We start from the raw sequence: 18,024 nt of genomic DNA, 5'->3' as shown, positions 1-18,024 counted from the left end.
GTCGTCATCCGTGCAGCCCGCACTCGGTCTTGCTGCGGCCCGCCCAGCGGCCGGCCCGGGCGTCCTCGCCCTGAAGGACCCGGCGGGTGCAGGGGGCGCAGCCGACGGAGGCGTAGCCGTCCATCAGCAGCGGGTTGGTGAGCACGCCGTGTTCGGTGACGTAGGAGTCCACGTCGTCCTGGGTCCAGCGGGCGATGGGGGAGATCTTGACCTTCTGCCGCTTCTCGTCCCAGCCGACCACCGGGGTGTTCGCCCGGGTCGGGGACTCGTCGCGGCGCAGACCGGTCGCCCAGGCCTGGTAGTCCTTCAGGCCCTCTTCCAGCGGCTGCACCTTGCGCAGCTTGCAGCACAGGTCGGGGTTGCGGTCGTGCAGCTTCGGGCCGTACTCGGCGTCCTGCTCGGCGACCGTCTGGCGCGGGGTGAGCGTGATGACGTTGACGTCCATCACGGCGTCGACCGCGTCACGGGTGCCGATGGTCTCCTCGAAGTGGTAGCCGGTGTCGAGGAAGACCACGTCGACGCCGGGCATGGCGCGCGAGGCGAGGTGGGCGACCACCGCGTCCTCCATCGACGAGGTCACGCAGAAGCGCTTGCCGAACGTCTCGGCCGCCCACGTGAGGATCTCCAGCGCGGAAGCGTCCTCCAGGTCGCGGCCCGCCTGCTCGGCGAGCTTCTTCAAATCCTCGGCGGTGCGCTCGTCCTGAACGGTCGTCATATCTGTGCCCCTCCGGAATCGGATCGCTTCAGCCCCTGGGCCAGCAGCCCGAGGAACTTCAGCTGAAAGGCTCGACTGCACGCCGCGCATTCCCACGCGCCGTGCCCCTCCTCGCTGGGGCGCAGGTCCTCGTCCCCGCAGTAGGGGCAGTAGAACGGGGCCATCCGCTCGCTCACGACAGGGCCTCCTCGCCGGCCCGCGCCGCCCAGGTGGCGAACCGCTCGCCGTCCTCGCGCTCGGCCTGGAACCGCTTCAGGACGCGCTCGATGTAGTCCGGCAGCTCGTCGGAGGTGACCTTCAGGCCGCGCACCTTGCGGCCGAAGCCGGCTTCCAGGCCCAGTGCCCCGCCCAGGTGCACCTGGTAGCCCTCGACCTGCTCGCCCTGGTCGTCGAGCATGAGCTGGCCCTTGAGACCGATGTCCGCCACCTGGATACGGGCGCAGGCGTTCGGGCAGCCGTTGAGGTTGATGGTGAGCGGCTCGTCGAAGTCCGGCAGGCGGCGCTCCAGTTCGTCGATCAGCTGCGCGCCGCGCTGCTTGGTCTCGACGATGGCGAGCTTGCAGAACTCGATGCCGGTGCAGGCCATGGTGCCGCGCCGGAACGTGGAGGGCCGGGCGGTCAGGTCGAGCGCCTCCAGGGCCTCGACGAGCGACTCGACCTGGTTCTCCTCGACGTCGAGGACGATCATCTTCTGCTCGACGGTGGTCCGCACCCGGCCCGAGCCGTGGGCCTCGGCGAGGTCGGCGATCTTCGTGATCGTCGCGCCGTCGACGCGTCCCACGCGCGGGGCGAAGCCGACGTAGAACCGGCCGTCCTTCTGCCGGTGCACACCGATGTGGTCGCGCCACTGCTGCGACGGCTGCTCGGGGGCCGGGCCGTCGGTCAGCTTGCGCTTCAGGTACTCGTCCTCCAGGACCTGCCGGAACTTCTCCGCGCCCCAGTCGGCGACGAGGAACTTCAGACGGGCGCGGGTGCGCAGCCGGCGGTAGCCGTAGTCGCGGAAGATCGAGATGACGCCCTCGTACACGTCCGGGACGTCGTCGATCGAGACCCAGGTGCCGAGGCGCACGCCCAGCTTGGGGTTGGTGGACAGGCCGCCGCCGACCCACACGTCGAAGCCGGGGCCGTGCTCGGGGTGCTCGACGCCGACGAACGCGACGTCGTTGATCTCGTGCACCACGTCCAGCAGGGGCGAACCCGAGATGGCCGTCTTGAATTTCCGGGGGAGGTTCGAGTACGCAGGGTTGTTCAGGACCCGGCGCTTCATCTCCTCCAGCGCCGGGGTGGCGTCGATGATCTCGTCCTCGGCGATGCCCGCCACCGGCGAGCCGATCATCACACGCGGGGTGTCGCCGCAGGCGGTGACCGTCGACAGGCCGACGCCCTCCAGCCGGTTCCAGATCTCGGGCACGTCCTCGATCCGGATCCAGTGGTACTGGACGTTCTGCCGGTCCGTGATGTCGGCGGTGCCGCGCGCGAACTCCTGCGAGATCTCGCCGATGACCCGAAGCTGTCGCGTGGTCAGCGCACCGCCGTCGATCCGGACGCGCAGCATGAAGTACTCGTCGTCCAGCTCCTCCGGCTCCAGGACGGCCGTCTTGCCCCCGTCGATGCCGGGCCTGCGCTGGGTGTACAGACCCCACCAGCGCATGCGGCCGCGCAGGTCGTTGGGGTCGATCGAGTCGAAGCCCCGCTTGGAGTAGATCGTCTCAATGCGTGTCCGCACATTGAGACCGTCGTCGTCCTTCTTGAACTGCTCGTTGCCGTTCAGTGGGGTGTGGTGCCCCACGGCCCACTGACCCTCACCGCGGTGACGGCTCACCTTGCGGCGGGGAGTCGCGGCGGCAGGCTTCTGCGGGGTGGCGGCCATGGTTGATACGTCCTTCGGGACAGGCGAAAATGCGGCTCTGACCTGCGCATGCGGGCGCATGGGCATGGGGCGCGTCATTGCGCAGGAGTGAGGCTGGAAAGAAAGATGCCGGGCGCGGGCTGAGTACGCTCAGTGCGCCGGACAGATGGCGCTGGACATGCGGCCGAGGTCGACGTGCCGCCGACTCACCAAGGCAATTCCAGTTCCAGACATGACGGAAGCGTGTCACGGCTATCTGGACACAGTCCAGCTTTATCCAAAATGCGGACACCCTTGTCTCGCAGAGCAAGACAAGGGTGTCGTTGGTCACATCGGGCGTCTCCGGCGTGTCCGTCCAGGTCAGACGGGGAACGCCCCAGGCCACGGTCCCGGAGCGGCGGCCTCCGCCTCCTCCTCGACCTTGGTGTCGAACAGCTTGAAGCCCCGCCGCTGGTAGTTGTCCATCGCGTGCTCGCCGTCCTTGCTGCAGGTGTGCAGCCAGACCCGCTTGGTCGGTGTCAGTCCCGCCCAGCGGTCCGCGAGGTCCCAGGCCCGGGCCGCCCCGTACGACAGCAGGTGCCCGCCGATGCGCCGGCCGCGGAAGGCGGGGAGCAGCCCGAAGTAGACGATCTCCACGACCGCGTCGTCCTGCGCCTGAAGCTCCACGAATCCCGCGGGCGTGCCCCGGTCGTACGCCACCCACGTCTCCACGCCGGGCCGCTGAAGGTGCTCCACCCACCGTGCGTACGGCCAGCCGAGCCGGTCCGTCCAGTGGATGTCGCCGCCCACCGACGCGTACAGGAACCGGCTGAACTCGGGCGAGGGCACCTCGGAGCGGACGACCCGGACGTCCCCGTCCGGCGCGCCGGCCGGCAGCAGGTCGGTGGGGGCGGTCTGCTCCAGGGACCAGGTGGTCACGGCGATGGTGGTCATACGGGTCAGAAAATCATCAGACCTAGTCGTCTGTCGATCGGTCGCCCGCTTGGTGGACGGCGGTCAGCGCGATGCCCGGTCGACCGACGTCAGCGGCACCGCGAACAGCATCCGCCCCGACTGGGACCAGACCTCGCCGGTCTCCTCCCAGTAGGACAGGGAGCCCGATCCGCCGCTCCAGCAGTTGCGTGTCTCGTCCGTGCCGCACTCCGCAGCCCGGGCGCCCTCGGTGTCCTGGCGCCACAGCGTCCCGTGCCCGCCCGGACTGCCCGCCGCGCGGTCCAGGTACCAGCCCGAGCGGTACGCCAGCACCCCCCGCACGTCGGCCGCCTTCGTCTCGTACTCCTCGGTCGGGGCCGCCCGCCCCGAGGAGTCGGTGGCGAGCAGGCCGGAGCGGTCCGGGTCCCGGCTCAGCGCGTAGCGCCACAGCCGGGTGCGCCGGTCGCCGTCCGCCGGCACCCACTCGCTCGCGACGAGACTGTCGGGAGAGGTGCTGCGGTCCAGGGAGACGGTGGCCGGGCGGGATGCGCCACCCCCGCCGGGCAGGGTGTACGAGCCGACGGCCGGCAGCACGAACCGGTAGCCGTGCGCCGACCAGCCGCCCCGCACCCGGCCGACCGCGTCGGACTCGACGGTGGCGCGCTGGATGCGGTCCAGGTCGTACACGTACAGCGCGTCCCGGCCGCCCTCGCGGGTCGTCACCAGCAGCTTGTCCTGGTACCAGACCATGCCGGACAGGGCGGAGACCAGCCCCCGGTAGTCCCGCCCGCCGTCCACCGGGACGGCCAGCAGGGCCCACGTGTAACGCGGCGCGCCGGGGTCGTTCGCGTCGACGAAGGCGACCTTGGCCAGGCCCTGCCCGGGGGCCGGGCCGTCCAGGGAGCCGCCCTCGGTGCCCCGGGTCCAGCCGGAGAGGATCACGCGGTTCCCGCCCCAGCGGCCGTCGTCGTCCGCGTCGCCGGAGGTCGTGACCGCGCCGGCCCGCCAGCCCCGGGTGTCGGAGCCGCCGAAGCAGTACGCACGGGTGGCCGCCGGTTCCACCGGCAGGCTGCGCTTGTCCGCGGCCGGGCAGCCGGCCGCGTCCCGCAGCGGCAGGTCCGCGCCCTCCAGCACCGTGCCGACGCCGACCGGCCGGCCCATCTTCGACGCGAGCCGGTCCAGCCACCGCCCGGGCACCCGGTGCTCGGCCAGGTGCGGCTGCCCGGCCCCGCCGGACGCGGCGACCGGCCTGAGAGCCCCGGGGGCGTCTGCGACGGTGGCCTGCGAGGCGCTGATCAGGGTGGCGGCGGCGGTGAGCGCGAGGGCCGTCCCGGCCAGGGTCGCGCGCAGCGCCCTGCCCCGCCTGCGCCGCCGGTGTCTGCCGCGATGCTTCATAACGTCCTCCCAGACGGACCAACTGCGCCTGGTGATCCGCACGTTGGCGGAGGAGCAGGTGGGGTGGTCCGTAGAGGGATGCTACGGCAGGTGAGCGGCGCGCGGACGAAGACCCCGCAAATATGCGAAAGATGCACTCCTCGGGGCGCCTGGTACGGCACGCGCAGTGAACCTCAGGGCGCCGCCGCTGCCCCGCGACGCCCGCTCACCGCCGGTGCGGTCGAGTGCGGCAGCAGATCCCGTGGATCGGCGGGGAGCAGCACCTCGACCTCGGCCTCCTCGGCGAACCGGTACGGCCGGTGCTCCAGGAACGCCCCCAGATACCGCCGCACCCGCGACATCTCGGCCCGCACCGTCACCGTGCGGGCCGGGTCCCCGAACACGTCCCCGGCCAGCCCCGAGGCGCTGCGGCCGGAGCGGTGGACGGCGAGGAGATACAGCAACTCCGCGTGCCGGGGACTCAGTTCCCGGACCCACGAGCCGGCCCCGCCGCGCACCTCCACCGACCAGCGCCGCGCCTGGCTGAGGTCCAGCACGATCCTCGCCGGGCCGTGGGGCACCGGCTCGTCGGCGGCCGCCCGCACCAGCCAGCCCCCGGCCAGCGGCTCCACCGTGCACGGCCCGAGCGCCGGCAGCCGTACCGGGCCCGCCGACAACGACTTCGGCAGGGCCACGCGCCGCACGTACGGCATTCCGCTGACCGCGGCGGTCCAGCCGTCCGGGTCCACGACCAGGGCACGGCCGCCGAGCCGGGCCAGCACCGGCGCCGCCACCGCGCGCAGCCGCTCCAGCGACTCCGTGTGCATCTCCCGTAGCCGGGCCTCGGCCAGTTTGGCCACCGAACCGACCCAGGCGAGCGTGGCCGGATGCATCGTCTCCAGCGGCCCGCTCACGTCCACCACGCCGAGCAGCCGGCCGTCCCGCGGATCCGTCACAGGAGCGCCCGCGCAGGTCCAGCCGGCCTGGGAGCGCACGAAGTGCTCCGAGGCGAAGACCTGCACGGGCCGGCGCACCACGGCCGGGGTGCCCACGCCGTTCGTGCCGACGACGTCCTCACGCCAGTCCGCACCCGGTTCGAAGCCGAGCCCGTCCGCCTTGCGCAGCACCGGAGGGCTGCCCTCGCGCCACAGCACCCGGCCGTCCTCGTCGGCCACCACCATGATGTGGTGGGCGACGTCCGCGGCCGCCAGCAGGCCCTCCCGCAGCACCGGCAGCACATGGCGCAATACCGACGTCTCGCGCCGCCGCTGCACCTCCTCACGGGACAGCGGGTCCGCCCGCACGCCGTGGTCCGGATCGATGCCGCCGCGCAGCATCCGCTCCCAGGACCGCTCGATCACCGGCCGCGGTGGCACCGGAGCGGGCTGCCCGGCCAGCCGCGCGGCGCGGACCTCGCTGAGGACCCGGGCCGCGCGTGCGCTGTCGACGGCGGCCAAGTGCGTGACGTCCATGCGCGTGCGCCCCCGGAGTCGCTTCTGACTGTCCGTCTCATAGTGCCGCCTACCCGGGCGGGCGCGCACAGTCCGCACACAGTCGGCAGCAAGTTGCAACCCCCTGCAACCCTGGTGGATGGCCCGGCCGTGTCCGAAACTTGATCCGCGCCGTCCCGAGCGGCGTTCAGCGGCTCGAACGGGCCAGTGCGGCGGGGGTGGTGCCGTGTCGGCGCAGCACCACCCTCGCTCTTCGCGGACGAGGCACCTTCACCTACGGGCCGGCGGGCCTGATCAGGCCACCGGCCGCGCCCGCTCCACCACCGACGCCAGATCCAGCGTGTGCGGCAGCGTCCCGAAGGCCGTGCCCCCGTCCCCGCCGAGCCGCCCCGCGCAGAAGGCGTCGGCGACCTGCGGCGGCGCGAAACGGACCAGCAGCGAACCCTGGAGCACCAGCGCGAGCCGCTCCGTCAGCCGCCGCGCCCGCCCCTCCACGCCCTCCAGATCGGCGAGTTCGGTCAGCAGGTTCTTGATCGCCGCGTCCAGGCGGTGATCGGCGCCGCGCGCCTGCCCGACCTCCCGCAGATACGCGTCCAGCGCCCCCGGTTCCCGTTGCAACGCCCGCAGGACGTCCAGCGCCTGGACGTTGCCCGCGCCCTCCCAGATCGAGTTGAGCGGGGACTCGCGCACCAGCCGAGGGATCTGGGACTCCTCGACGTAGCCGTTGCCGCCGAGGCACTCCGCGGCCTCCACGGCGACGGGCGGGCACCGCTTGGTCACCCAGTACTTCGCGGCCGGCACCGCGATCCGCAGCAGCGCCCGCTCCTGCTCGCCGCCGTCGTCGTACGCCGCCGCGAGCCGCAGCGCCAGCGTGGTCGACGCTTCCGACTCGAGAGCCAGGTCGGCCAGCACGTTGCGCATCAGCGGCTTGTCGGCGAGCTTCCCGCCGAACGCCTCGCGGTAGGTGCAGTGGTGCACCGCCTGCGCCACGGCCTGCCGCATCAGCCCCGCCGAGCCGAGCACACAGTCGAGCCGGGTCGCCGCGACCATCTCGATGATGGTCCGGACTCCCCGTCCCTCCTCACCCACCCGGCGCGCCCAGGTCCCGTCGAACTCGACCTCGGCGGAGGCGTTCGACCGATTGCCCAGCTTGTCCTTGAGCCGCTGGATCCGGAACACGTTGCGCGAACCGTCCCGCAGCACCCGCGGCACCAGGAAGCAGGTCAGCCCGTCCGGAGCCTGCGCCAGCACCAGGAAGCCGTCGGACATGGGAGCCGAGCAGAACCACTTGTGCCCGGTCAGCTCATACGTCCCGTCCTCGGCGAGGGGCCGTGCCGCCGTGGTGTTCGCCCGGACGTCGCTGCCCCCCTGCTTCTCGGTCATGCCCATCCCGAACAGCGCCCCGGCCTTGAGGTGCGCCGGCCGCAGCTCACGGTCGTAGACCATGGACGTCAGCCGGGGCTCCCACTCGGCGGCCAGGTCCGGGTCGGCGCGCAGGGCGGGCACCGCCGCGTGGGTCATCGACAGCGGGCAGCCGTTGCCCGCCTCGACCTGCGTCCACACCAGGAAGGCGGCGGCCCGCCGCAGATGTCCGGCCGGCCGGTCCCAGGCGGCCGTCAGGCCGGCCGAGACGCCCTTGCCGAGCAGCCGGTGCCAGGAGGGATGGAACTCGACCTCGTCGACGCGGTTGCCGTACCGGTCGTGCGTGAGCAGCCGCGGCGGGTTCTCGTTGGCCAGCCGCCCCCACTCCTGCACCTGGGCCGAGCCCGAGGTCCGGCCCAGCGCGGCCAGCTCGCCGAGGACCTCCTCACGCAGGTCCGGATCGGCATGCCGGTCGACCGCCTCGGCCAGGGCCCGGTCGGCGGAGAAGACGTCGTACCCGACCAGAGGCGGGACCTGGTTCGTCACGGTGTGGGTGCTGCCTGCCATGCTGCGAACGTACCCCGCGGTAGCCCCTTGGTACCCGGTGGACCCGGACCGGTCCGCGAAGACCCGGCCTGTGGGTGGGTGGGGCCGGGCACGACGGATACCGTTAGGGGGTGCAGCCAGCAAGTGAAACCCCCGACACGCCCTCCGGGCGCCTCCACCGGGCGCGGGCTCTCTACCGGAACGTCTCCAAGCGCAGGACCGCCTGGCTGTTGGTCAAGGACACCGTCAACTCCTGCGTCGAGTACCGCATCCTGGGCCTCGCGGCCGAGGCCGCGTTCTTCACCCTGCTGTCGGTGCCGCCCCTGCTGCTGAGCATGATCGGACTGCTCGGTTACGTCGACGCCTGGACCGGCGCCGACACCATTGAGAGCCTGCAGACCAACCTCCTGGAGGCCTCCCGCACGGTCCTGTCCGACCAGGGCGTCCGCGAGATCGCCCAGCCGATCCTGCACGACGTGATGAAGGGCGGCCGGCCGGACGTCATCTCCATCGGCTTCCTGTTCGCCCTGTGGTCGGGCTCCCGCGCGGTGAACGTCTTCATCGACACCATCACCGTGATGTACGGCCTCGACGGCGTCCGGGGCATCGTCAAGACCCGGCTGATGGCCTTCCTGCTGTTCATCGTGGCCCTGCTGATCGGCTCGGTCGCCCTGCCGCTGATGGTGGCCGGGCCGGACGCGGTGGTGCGGATCGTGCCCTGGTCGACGACGGTCGTGCAGGTCCTGTACTGGCCCACGGTGATCCTGCTGTCGATCGCCTTCCTGACCACGCTCTACCACGTGTCCGTCCCGGTCCGCTCCCCGTGGATCGAGGACGTGCCCGGCGCGCTGGTCGCCCTCGGCATGTGGGTGCTCGGCAGCTTCCTGCTGCGGATCTACCTGACCAGCACGGTCGAGGGTCCCACGATCTACGGCTCCCTCGCCGCGCCCGTCGCCGTGCTGCTGTGGATCGGTGTGTCCGCGTTCGCCGTGCTCGTCGGGGCCGCCGTCAACGCCGCCATCGACCGGGTCTGGCCCGCCGCCGCCACGGCTGCCGCCCGGGAGGCCAACGAGCGGCTGCGGCAGGCCCAGGTCGCCGAGTACGTCGCCCGCGCCACCGCCACGGGCGAGGCCGACCCCGACATGCCCTCCGAGTTCCCGGAGCGCTGGTCCCGCTTCCTGCCCCCCGAGGACGTCTCGGCCCGCCTGCGCACCCACGTGAAGAGCACGCACGTGAAGAGCACGCACGTGAAAAGCACCCAGGTGAAGAACACCCAGGTCAACGGTGAGGGGCAGCCGCCCGAGGACACATGACCGGGCGAGGTCCGCGAACCCCCAGGATCTCCTTCGGCCCCGCCACCTCCTCGCGGCGGCACACCGCAGCCGACCAGTGCCTCTCCGTAGTCCCGCATCGAGACCGCCCGGTACGGTGGGGCCCCGTCGCCCCACACGGCGCCCGGTCGGCCGGGGCGAGTCCGGTGCGTCCGGTGCGGCGGCGGGGCCGGGCGCCGCAGGGACCCGGCGTAGCGTGGCTCGCATGTATGTGGAGCGGGCCTCGCGGCTGCCCGGGGCGGTCGTGTGGACCAACACCCCGTCCGGGCCCGGGGCGGGCCGCGTGCTGCCCGACGGGTGCATGGATCTGCTGTGGCACGACGGGCGGCTGATGGTCGCCGGGCCCGACACCCGTGCCCATCTCACGGAGGGTGGGACCGGCCCCTGGGCCGGAATCCGTTTCTACCCGGGCACGGCCCCGGCGCTCCTGGGCGTGCTGGCGCACGAGCTGCGCGACCGGCGCGTCGAGCTCGCCGACCTGTGGCCGGCCGCGCGGGTGCGGCGGCTGGCCGGCGGTGTGAACGCCGCCCCCGACCCGGCGAGCGGCCTGGAGGACCTGGCGCTGCGGCAGTCGGCCGATTGCGGACCTCCCGATCCGCTGCTCCGGCAGGTCGTCACCGCCCTCGACGCAGGTCGCCCCGTCGCCGTGACCGCCGAGAGACTCGGACTCGGAACACGCCGGTTGCACCGGCGTTCCCTGTCCGCCTTCGGTTACGGTCCCAAGACCCTGGCCCGCATCCTGCGGCTGCGCCGCGCCCTCGCACTGGCCCGGGCCGGTGTGCCGTTCGCGGAGACGGCCGTCCGGACCGGTTATGCCGACCAGGCTCATCTGGCGCGTGATGTACGGGAGTTGTCGGGCCTGCCGTTGAGGGAGCTACTCGCCGGCTAGCGGGGCGAACAGGTCCACCCCGTTGCCGTCCGGGTCGTGGACCACGGCGTACCGCTGCCCCCAGAAGGCGTCCCACGGCTCGAGCTCGCCGTGGTACCCGGCGCCGGTCAGCTCGTCGTACAGCGCGTCCACCGCCTTCGGCCGGTCGCAGCGCAGGGCGAGCGAGGCCCGGCCCCCGCCCGTGGGGGGCCGCCACCCGGGCAGGAAGGAGCGGACCGTCTCCTCGGTGTCCAGCATCAGCCGCAGCCCGCCGGGCAGGGCGGCCTCGGTGTGCGGCTGGTCCTCGGCGCCGTGCGGGAGGGCGAACCCGAGCCGGCGGTAGAAAGCGACGGATGCGGCCATGTCGGAGACGACCAGGCCGATGGCATCGAATCGTGCAGTCATGGAGCCACCGTAGGAAGGCCGGTGAGGCCCGGTCTTGAAGAAAACGGACGGCCCCCCGACCCGTGACGGGCCCTCGGTGACCCGTCCCCGGGCCGGGACGCCCGGCGCCTCGGACGTGGACCGTCCCAGGGCGGTCCGGGGACACCGGAAGGGCTCGCCGTGGGTGTCCCGTACCCCGAGGCTGTGCCGTGCCAGACGAGACGAGCCGCCCCAGGGGCAACCCGCCGGGGGACGGCGGTTCGGAAAGGACAACCGCATGAGCATGCGCGATCGGGCCGTGGCGATGATGGCGGCCGTGGTGCTGGGGGCCGGAGGAACCGGCATCGCCCTGGCACCGGCGGCGAACGCCGCGCCCGCCTACTTCGGCATCGACGGCAAGGGTGCCGTGGCCAACGACTGGGAGGACGAGGAGAACCTCGGCGTCGACGCCTACTCCAGGGGTAACGCCGTCGCCCTGTGGGAGACCGTGCTGTGGGCGGACGGCGCCCAGTGGGAGGACGACGAGGGGGAGTGGCAGCCGTTCCGCAAGAGCCAGATCGACGGCTCGTTCGGACCGGAGACCGAGTCGGCCACGCAGTGGTGGCAGAGCCGGCACAACCTGCCCGAGACCGACGGCACCGTCGTCAGCGAGAGCTGGGACTTCGCCCAGACCCGGCTGCAGAGCCAGCCCGGCAACATCGTCCAGTACAAGGGCCTCGTGCGGAACGTCAACTTCAAGCGCGTGGGCGGCAAGTACCAGGTGAAGCTGAAGAACGTCGGCTCGTGGAAGTACGCCCACTACCGCTCGCTCGGCTGAGCGACGCCGTCGCCGGGGAGCGGCCGGCCGTGACGGTCACCCGCTCCCCGTCGGCAGTACCCACAGCAGTCCGGCCAGCAGGACGACGATGACCGCGAAGGACACCAGGGCCGCCGCCCGCCAGCGCCGGTACTCGGCACCGGCCGGCGGCGCGTCCGCCGCCCGCTCCACAGGGCCGGCCGCCACCGCCGTACCGGTCGCCACCGACGTCCCGGCCGGCACCGCCATCCCGTGCGGCCACGTCCGGTCGGCCAGATCCCACAGCGCCAGCAGCCGTGCCTGGTCCGCGCCCGCCACCCGGCACAGCGCCTGCACCGCTCCCCGGGGTGGCTGTTTGGCCCCGCTGAGATACCGCTGCCATGACGACTTGCTGTAGGCGGTCCGCCGGGCCAGCTCCGCGAGGCTCAGACCGGTGCGGTCCTTCAGGGCCCGCAGCTGCTCGACCAGGTGGTGTGCCTCCCTCGGCAGTGTGTCCGGAAGCGGCCGCCAGCGTGTCATGGTCGTCCCCCCACTGCTCTCCGCCGCCCCGCCCTCGGGCACCGGCCTCTCCCCGCCGCATCGTTCGACGCCGGGCCCTTCCGGCCAGTTCCCCCGGGTGGCGGGCGCGCGACGCGCACGAGGGGTGTGCGACGGGCCCCCGCACGACCATGGCGGGTGTCCCGCGCGCCCCGCCGGGCGCCGCCCCTCAGGCCGCCTCGTCCGGCCCCGTCGGCCGTACCGCGACGGCGTCGACCTCGAACAGCATTCCGGGCAGTGCGAGCGAGGCCACCCCGCTGAGTGTCTGCGCCGGGAGGCGCTCCCCGAAGCGGGCGTGCAGGGCCTTGCCCAGGATCTCCAGCTTCCCCAAGTCGTGGTCCACGATGAACGTGCCCAGCCGTACGACGTCTTCGTAGCCGAGCCCGACGCCCTCCAAGGCCGAGCGCAGCCGGTCGAAGGCCAGCTCCACCTGCGCGGCGAAGTCGCCGGGCACCGGGGCGCCGGTGGGGTCAGAGGCGTACTGGCCGCCGATGAAGACGGCTTCACCGGGCGCCGACACGGCATGGCTGTAGCCGAAGGGCGTGGGGTCGTGGAGGGTGGCCGGGTTGGTGATGGTGCGCGGGTCGCGCGTCATGGGAGGCAGCCCCTTCGCTGAGTACGTCCGCCGTCACACCGACGGCGAACCTGGCGCTTTCGCCAACTCCCCCTACACACAGACGCATTCCCGCCCGACCCGCCGACGCCCGCCCGCCCCTCGCGTACGCGCACGACGCGCACCCGGCAGCACACGCCGGACCTACGCGCGCGGCGCCGCCGTGCTCACCCGTTCCACCAGCCGCGTCGACAACTCCGTGCGCGTGCTCTCCGGGCGATCGCCGTCCATCATGCGCAGCAGCGACCGCAGGGCCGTGGCGGCCATCTCCGACAGAGGCTGGCGCACGGTGGTCAGGGCGGGGGAGGCCCAGCGCGCCTCGGGCAGGTCGTCGAAGCCGACCACGCTGATGTCGTCCGGTACCTTCAACCGCCTTTCGGCCAAGGCCTCGTAGACGCCCAGTGCCATCCGGTCCGAGCAGACGAAGACGGCGGTCGGCGGCTCGGGCAGGTCCAGGAGTTCCAGCATGCGGCGGTGGGCGACGTTCTCGTCGAACGAGGCGTGCCGGACGTACTCGGCGCGGTGCCGGATCCCGGCCGACGTGAGCGCCGAACGGTATCCGGCGATCCGCGCGGTGCTGCACATCGTGCGCCGGGAGCCGGCGATGACGGCGATCCGCTCGTGGCCCAGGGCCAGCAGGTGCTCCGTGGCCGTCAGGCCGCCCTGCCAGTTCGCCGCCCCGACCGAGACCACACCCTCCGGCGGCTCCTGCACCGGGTCGATCATCACGAACGGGATGCGGTGCTGTTCCAGCCACGCGTACTGCGAGTCGCTCAGCTCGGCGAGGTTGAACAGCACGCCGGAAGAGCCCCGGGCGACCAGCTTGTCCAGCCAGCCGCGTTCCGGCCGGCCGACCCGGGAGCGGATCAGCGCCGCCGACACCACGACCTCGAGGCCCGCGTCGTGCGCCGCCTCCTCCGCGCCGTGCAGTACCGCGCCCGACCAGGAACTCTCCAGCGAGTGCACGACCAGGTCGACCAGCCGGGGGGCCTTCGCCGCGTCGAAGCGAGGTCTGCGCACGTACCCGAGCCGGTCGAGCGCCTCGGTGACGCGGCGGCGGGTCTCGGGTGCCACGTCCTCGCGGCCGTTGACCACCTTCGACGCGGTCGGCACCGACACCCCCGCCTCGCGCGCCACGACCGCCAGCGTCGGACCGGCCGCCACGTTCGCACTCGCCGTACGGACCATCGGGAACCCACCTCTCCGGCCCGCCCGAGGGCCGTGGAAAGTTTCGACCAGCGCTGCACACGGCGGTCACGGGGTCCAGCCGGGCAGAAAGCGCTTCCTATCGTAGGTGGGGTGCAGGACGGCGGGAAGGCAGGTGGCCTGACTGCTTCTCGCCGGTCAAAACTTTCGAAACCCCGAACAGCGCCTCAGCCGGGTGTGCAGGTCAGCCGAAAGCCGGTCAGGTCCGCCGTGAGCGCCGCGTCCACGAGGTCCGGGCGCGAGTAACCCGAACAGCCCCCACACCCGCTCGTGCACCGGAATACCGGGCCACAATGAGGTGCTCTGATCTTCACGGAGCACGAGCGCGGTGAGGAGGCTGGTGGACGGATGACGGCAGACCGGACGGACCCGCAGGCGGACCCCGTGGTGAGCACGCCCTTCGGCGCTCTCCGAGGCCGGTACGAGCGCGGTGTCGCGGTCTTCCGCGGCATCCCGTACGCGGCTCCTCCCTTCGGCCCCCGCCGCTTCCGCCCACCCGTGCCGCTCCCGCCCTGGGACGGTGTCCGCGACGCGGTCGCCTTCGGCCCCACCGCGCCCAAACCGCCGTACTCCGACGCCTTCGCGCACTACCTGTCCGACCCGGTCGTGCCCGGCGACGACTGCCTGAACCTCAATGTCTGGACCCCGCAGCCCGACCCGAAGGCTCGCCTTCCCGTCCTCGTCTGGTTGCACGGCGGCGCTCTGACCAGGGGCTCCTCTGCCGTACCCGTGTACGACGGGCATGCCTTCGCCCGCGACGGCGTGGTCTGTGTGTCCATCAACTACCGGCTGGGCGTGGAGGGCTACGGACTGTTCCCGGACACGCCGCCGAACCCCGGCCTGCGCGACCAGATAGCCGCCCTGACCTGGGTGCACGAGGTCATCGAGGCCTTCGGCGGCGACCCCGGTCGCATCACCCTCTTCGGCCAGTCCGCCGGGGCGATCAGCGCCGGCGCCCTCCTCGCCGCCCCGCAGACCCAGGGGCTGGTGCGGCGGGCCGTCCTGCAGAGCGGGCCGCCCGAGGTGTCCGAGCGGGCCAGGGTACGGCGCATGGTCCGCCGGATGGCCACCCGCCTGAAGATCCCTGCCACCGCCGAGGCCTTCGCCGCCGTCGACCGCGATCTGCTGCTGCGCACCCAGGCCGAGGTGGGCAGGCTGAGCAGCCCGGTGGTCGGCGGGCCCGCCTTCGGTCTCGTCATCGACGACGACGTCGTCCCGCGCGATCCTTTTCGGGCCCTCACCGACGGCGGCGCGGCCCCCGGGGCCGAGCTGCTGCTGGGCTGGACCCGCGACGAATACCGGCTGTGGCTGGTGCCGGGCGGTCTCCTGGAGCGCGTCGACCGCCTCGGGGCCGTCGCCCTGGCGGGCGCCATGGCCCGCTGCCGCTGCGGCAGCGAGGTCCCGCGCGGCTACCGCACTCTGCACCCCGAGGCCGGCACCGCGGAGACCGTCGGCCAGCTGGTCACCGACCATCTGCTGCGCATACCCCTGCACCACCTGGCCGACGCCCGCACGGAACCGTCGTACGTCTACGAGTTCGCCTGGCCCTCGAACCTGCCCGGCCTCGGTGCCTGTCACGCGCTGGAGCTGGGCTTCGTCTTCGACACCGGGGACGTCCCCGAGTCGCGGAAACTCGCCGGTGAGGGCGCCCCGCAGGAACTGGCCGACGCGATGCACCGGGCGTGGGTCCGCTTCGCCACGGACGGCGACCCCGGCTGGGAGCGCTGGGATGCGGCCCACCCGGTGCGCGTCTTCGGCGACCGGGCGCCGGACGCGGAGAACGGCCTGGCGTACACGGCGTACGGCCCCCGGGACCGTGAACTCGCCCTCTGGAAGGCCGACGCCCTCAGGCCCGCGGAATCCACGCCTTCGGTCGTCCCCGCCGACGGCTCGTCCGGCCGCGGCACGGAACTGCGGTCAGCCGTACGGCGCCTGCGCCGCTCGGGCGCTCTGCGACGGCACTGACGGCGCCGCCACCCGGCGGGGCGTTCGGTAATCTGTTCGCCCGGGAGGGCCCGAACGGCTGCTGCCGGGAAGCCTTGGCAGCCTCGGCCGTAGACCCTTGGCAGCCTCGGCCGTAGACCACGTCCCATGACCACGGACGCCGGCACGGCCTCCGGCCCCTGCCCGCAGGACGGACCACGAGACGGACGGGGGACACCGGTGACGACCGATCACGCCTTACCGGCGGTGGGGGCGAGCAGCCCGCAGCCGGATCACGACACGGTCATCGACGTGCGGGATCTGCGCATGCGCTACCGCAGCCAGGACGTGTTGAAGGGGGTCGGCTTCACGGCCGGGCGAGGCGAAGTCGTCCTGCTGCTCGGTCCGAACGGCGCCGGCAAGACGACCACGATCGAGATCCTGGAAGGCTTCCGGATGCGCTCGGCCGGGGACGTGACCGTCCTCGGTACCGATCCGGCCCGCGGGGACGAGAGGTGGCGCGCGCGCCTGGGCATCGTGCTGCAGTCCTGGCGCGACCACGGCAAGTGGCGGGTGCGGGAACTGCTGGCCCACCTCGGCTCCTACTACGCGCCGTACTCGACGGCTCTCGTGCGACGCCCCTGGGACGTGGACGAACTCCTCGCCGCGGTGGGGCTGGCCGAGCAGGCGAACCAACGGGTCGGGACTCTGTCCGGCGGGCAGCGCAGGCGTTTCGACGTGGCCGTCGGCATCGTGGGCAGGCCCGAGGTGCTGTTCCTGGACGAGCCGACGGCCGGTCTGGACCCGGAGGCGAGGAGCGAGTTCCACGGCCTGGTGCGCGGGCTCGCGGACGAGAACACCACCGTTGTGCTGACCACGCACGACCTCGCCGAGGCGGAGAAGCTCGCCGACCGGATCCTCATCCTGGCCGGTGGCCGGATCGTCGCCGACGGTTCCGCGGTGGAGCTGTCCCGGCAGGTGTCGGCCGAGGCGACGGTGCGCTGGACGCGGGACGGGCGGCCGTTCGAGGAGGCGACGGCCGAGCCCACCCGGTTCGTGCGCCGGCTGTTCGAGGAGCACGGCGATGCGATCGGCGGCCTGGAGGTGCGCCGGACGAGCCTGGAGGACACCTACCTGACGATGGTGCGGGACTTCGAGGCCGGCGCCGTTCCCGATGAGCGGGCCGTACACGCTTTCGGGGAGGCTCGGTGATGACTCCGGTGTGGTACGCGGCGCTGGTCGGGGTACGGCGCGGCTGCACGGAACTCCGGCACACGTTCACCACCGGCCAGGACGTGTTCGGGTACGTGCTCTGGACGGTTCTGCTCGTCGTGCCGCTGTTCCTGGCCAGGGACGATGCGCTGAAGGGCGCCGGGATCTCGCTCGGCGCTTTCATGCTGCCGAGCGTGCTGGGGATGACGCTCGCCTTCACCGGGCTGTCGACCACGGCGCAGCTGCTCGCGACCGAGCGCGAGGACGGCACCCTGCTGCGGGCCAAGGCCGTGCCGCACGGCATGGTCGGCCACCTGGTCGGCAAGATCGTCATGGTCTCGGGTACGGCTCTCGCCTCCATGGCACTCCCCTTCGCCGTCGGCGTGTTCCTGGTCGACGGCGTGGCCCGGCAGGGCGGCGGAGCGTTGCTGACGCTGGTGTGGGTGGTGCCGCTGGGCCTCCTGGCCACCTTGCCGATGGGCGCCGTCGTCGGCTCACTCGTCAGCAGTCCGCGCACCGTCGGGTTGCTGATGCTCCCGGTGATGGGACTCGTCGTGGTCTCCGGGATCTACTTCCCGCTGTCGGAGCTGCCCCCGTGGCTGCGGACCGTCGGGCAGGTCTTCCCCGTCTACTGGCTGGGACTCGGTCTCCGCTCGGCGCTGCTGCCGACCGATGCGGTCGCCGCCGAGATCGGCGCGTCCTGGCGGCACCTGGAGACAGCGGGAGTGCTGGGTGCCTGGGCGGTCGCCGGGCTCCTCCTCGCCCCCTCCGTCCTGCGCAGGATGGCCCGCCGCGAGTCCGGGGCCGCGATGGCGGAACGGCACCGCAGGGCGATGCAGCGGGTCGGTTAGAAGGAGACCGCCACAGCGCCGGGACCCACCGGGCCAGGACGGGGGGGCCCGGGCCGGGGACCGGGGCCGTGGGTGCTCGCACCCCGGGTCGCGG

General features: G+C 72.7%; 18 protein-coding genes. 6 read left to right on the top strand and 12 right to left on the bottom strand.

The features are described 5' to 3' along the window. Nucleotides 1–4: 4 nt before the first annotated feature. The 8 genes from ADK65_RS00665 to ADK65_RS00635 all read right to left on the bottom strand — a co-directional run bounded on the left by ADK65_RS00665 (nt 5) and on the right by ADK65_RS00635 (nt 8,230). Nucleotides 5–715: a phosphoadenylyl-sulfate reductase gene (locus ADK65_RS00665; protein ID WP_053667765.1), complete on the bottom strand. Its 711-nt coding sequence runs from the start codon at nt 713–715 to the stop codon at nt 5–7. Next, nucleotides 712–891: a hypothetical protein gene (locus tag ADK65_RS39045; protein WP_053667764.1), complete on the bottom strand. Its 180-nt coding sequence runs from the start codon at nt 889–891 to the stop codon at nt 712–714. The genes ADK65_RS00665 and ADK65_RS39045 overlap by 4 nt, the downstream gene beginning before the upstream one ends. Beyond that, a complete protein-coding gene (locus ADK65_RS00655; RefSeq protein ID WP_053667763.1) occupies nt 888–2,585 on the bottom strand; it encodes a nitrite/sulfite reductase in 1,698 nt (565 codons plus the stop codon). Before ADK65_RS00655 ends, ADK65_RS39045 begins: the two co-directional genes overlap by 4 nt. Nucleotides 2,586–2,714: 129 nt before the next feature. Continuing rightward, entirely contained in the window at nt 2,715–2,798 is an 84-nt protein-coding gene (locus ADK65_RS39710) for a putative leader peptide (protein ID WP_311241247.1), read from the bottom strand. 126 nt (nt 2,799–2,924) lie between these two features. Further along, a complete protein-coding gene (locus ADK65_RS00650) occupies nt 2,925–3,497 on the bottom strand; it encodes a GNAT family N-acetyltransferase (protein ID WP_053667762.1) in 573 nt (190 codons plus the stop codon). Between the two features lie 63 nt (nt 3,498–3,560). Next, complete coding sequence (locus ADK65_RS00645; RefSeq protein ID WP_053667761.1) at nt 3,561–4,871, bottom strand: hypothetical protein; 1,311 nt, start codon at nt 4,869–4,871, stop codon at nt 3,561–3,563. Nucleotides 4,872–5,044: 173 nt separating this feature from the next. Beyond that, a complete protein-coding gene (locus ADK65_RS00640; protein ID WP_053667760.1) occupies nt 5,045–6,322 on the bottom strand; it encodes a GAF domain-containing protein in 1,278 nt (425 codons plus the stop codon). A 273-nt stretch (nt 6,323–6,595) separates the two neighbouring features. Continuing rightward, entirely contained in the window at nt 6,596–8,230 is a 1,635-nt protein-coding gene (locus ADK65_RS00635) for an acyl-CoA dehydrogenase family protein (RefSeq protein WP_053667759.1), read from the bottom strand. A gap of 110 nt (nt 8,231–8,340) precedes the next feature. On the opposite strand from ADK65_RS00635, the gene ADK65_RS00630 reads away from it, so the two are divergent. Next, nucleotides 8,341–9,522: a YihY/virulence factor BrkB family protein gene (locus ADK65_RS00630; protein ID WP_078955743.1), complete on the top strand. Its 1,182-nt coding sequence runs from the start codon at nt 8,341–8,343 to the stop codon at nt 9,520–9,522. Nucleotides 9,523–9,745: 223 nt separating this feature from the next. Next, a complete protein-coding gene (locus ADK65_RS00625; RefSeq protein WP_053667757.1) occupies nt 9,746–10,429 on the top strand; it encodes a helix-turn-helix domain-containing protein in 684 nt (227 codons plus the stop codon). On the opposite strand, the gene ADK65_RS37815 is transcribed toward ADK65_RS00625, so the two are convergent. After that, the gene (locus ADK65_RS37815) at nt 10,415–10,813 is read right to left on the bottom strand and encodes a VOC family protein (RefSeq protein ID WP_053667756.1); all 399 of its coding nucleotides are present in this window, start codon (nt 10,811–10,813) and stop codon (nt 10,415–10,417) included. The genes ADK65_RS00625 and ADK65_RS37815 overlap by 15 nt on opposite strands. 256 nt (nt 10,814–11,069) lie before the next feature. Here ADK65_RS37815 and ADK65_RS00615 point away from each other — a divergent pair, with 256 nt between their 5' ends. After that, nucleotides 11,070–11,609 carry a peptidoglycan-binding domain-containing protein gene (locus ADK65_RS00615; RefSeq protein ID WP_053667755.1) on the top strand — a complete coding sequence of 180 codons (540 nt, stop codon included), beginning with the start codon at nt 11,070–11,072 and terminating at the stop codon, nt 11,607–11,609. Nucleotides 11,610–11,645: 36 nt separating this feature from the next. Here the strand turns inward: ADK65_RS00615 and ADK65_RS00610 are convergent, their stop codons facing one another. From ADK65_RS00610 to ADK65_RS00600, 3 genes are all read right to left on the bottom strand, one after another. Continuing rightward, nucleotides 11,646–12,107 (bottom strand): helix-turn-helix domain-containing protein, encoded by a 462-nt coding sequence (locus ADK65_RS00610; protein WP_053667754.1) that lies wholly within the window; start codon nt 12,105–12,107, stop codon nt 11,646–11,648. A gap of 187 nt (nt 12,108–12,294) precedes the next feature. Next, entirely contained in the window at nt 12,295–12,720 is a 426-nt protein-coding gene (locus ADK65_RS00605; protein ID WP_053667753.1) for a RidA family protein, read from the bottom strand. Between the two features lie 162 nt (nt 12,721–12,882). Then, the gene (locus ADK65_RS00600) at nt 12,883–13,926 is read right to left on the bottom strand and encodes a LacI family DNA-binding transcriptional regulator (protein WP_053667752.1); all 1,044 of its coding nucleotides are present in this window, start codon (nt 13,924–13,926) and stop codon (nt 12,883–12,885) included. A gap of 366 nt (nt 13,927–14,292) precedes the next feature. On the opposite strand from ADK65_RS00600, the gene ADK65_RS00595 reads away from it, so the two are divergent. The 3 genes from ADK65_RS00595 to ADK65_RS00585 all read left to right on the top strand — a co-directional run bounded on the left by ADK65_RS00595 (nt 14,293) and on the right by ADK65_RS00585 (nt 17,930). Further along, a complete protein-coding gene (locus tag ADK65_RS00595; RefSeq protein ID WP_053667751.1) occupies nt 14,293–15,909 on the top strand; it encodes a carboxylesterase/lipase family protein in 1,617 nt (538 codons plus the stop codon). 285 nt (nt 15,910–16,194) lie between these two features. Further along, nucleotides 16,195–17,079: an ABC transporter ATP-binding protein gene (locus ADK65_RS00590; protein WP_234352771.1), complete on the top strand. Its 885-nt coding sequence runs from the start codon at nt 16,195–16,197 to the stop codon at nt 17,077–17,079. Next, nucleotides 17,079–17,930 (top strand): ABC transporter permease, encoded by an 852-nt coding sequence (locus ADK65_RS00585; RefSeq protein ID WP_053667749.1) that lies wholly within the window; start codon nt 17,079–17,081, stop codon nt 17,928–17,930. The genes ADK65_RS00590 and ADK65_RS00585 overlap by 1 nt, the downstream gene beginning before the upstream one ends. Nucleotides 17,931–18,024: the final 94 nt, after the last annotated feature.

Origin of the sequence: Streptomyces sp. NRRL B-1140, from assembly GCF_001280065.1 — a bacterium.
GTDB lineage: Bacteria > Actinomycetota > Actinomycetes > Streptomycetales > Streptomycetaceae > Streptomyces.
This window is presented reverse-complemented; position numbering and strand designations above follow the sequence as displayed.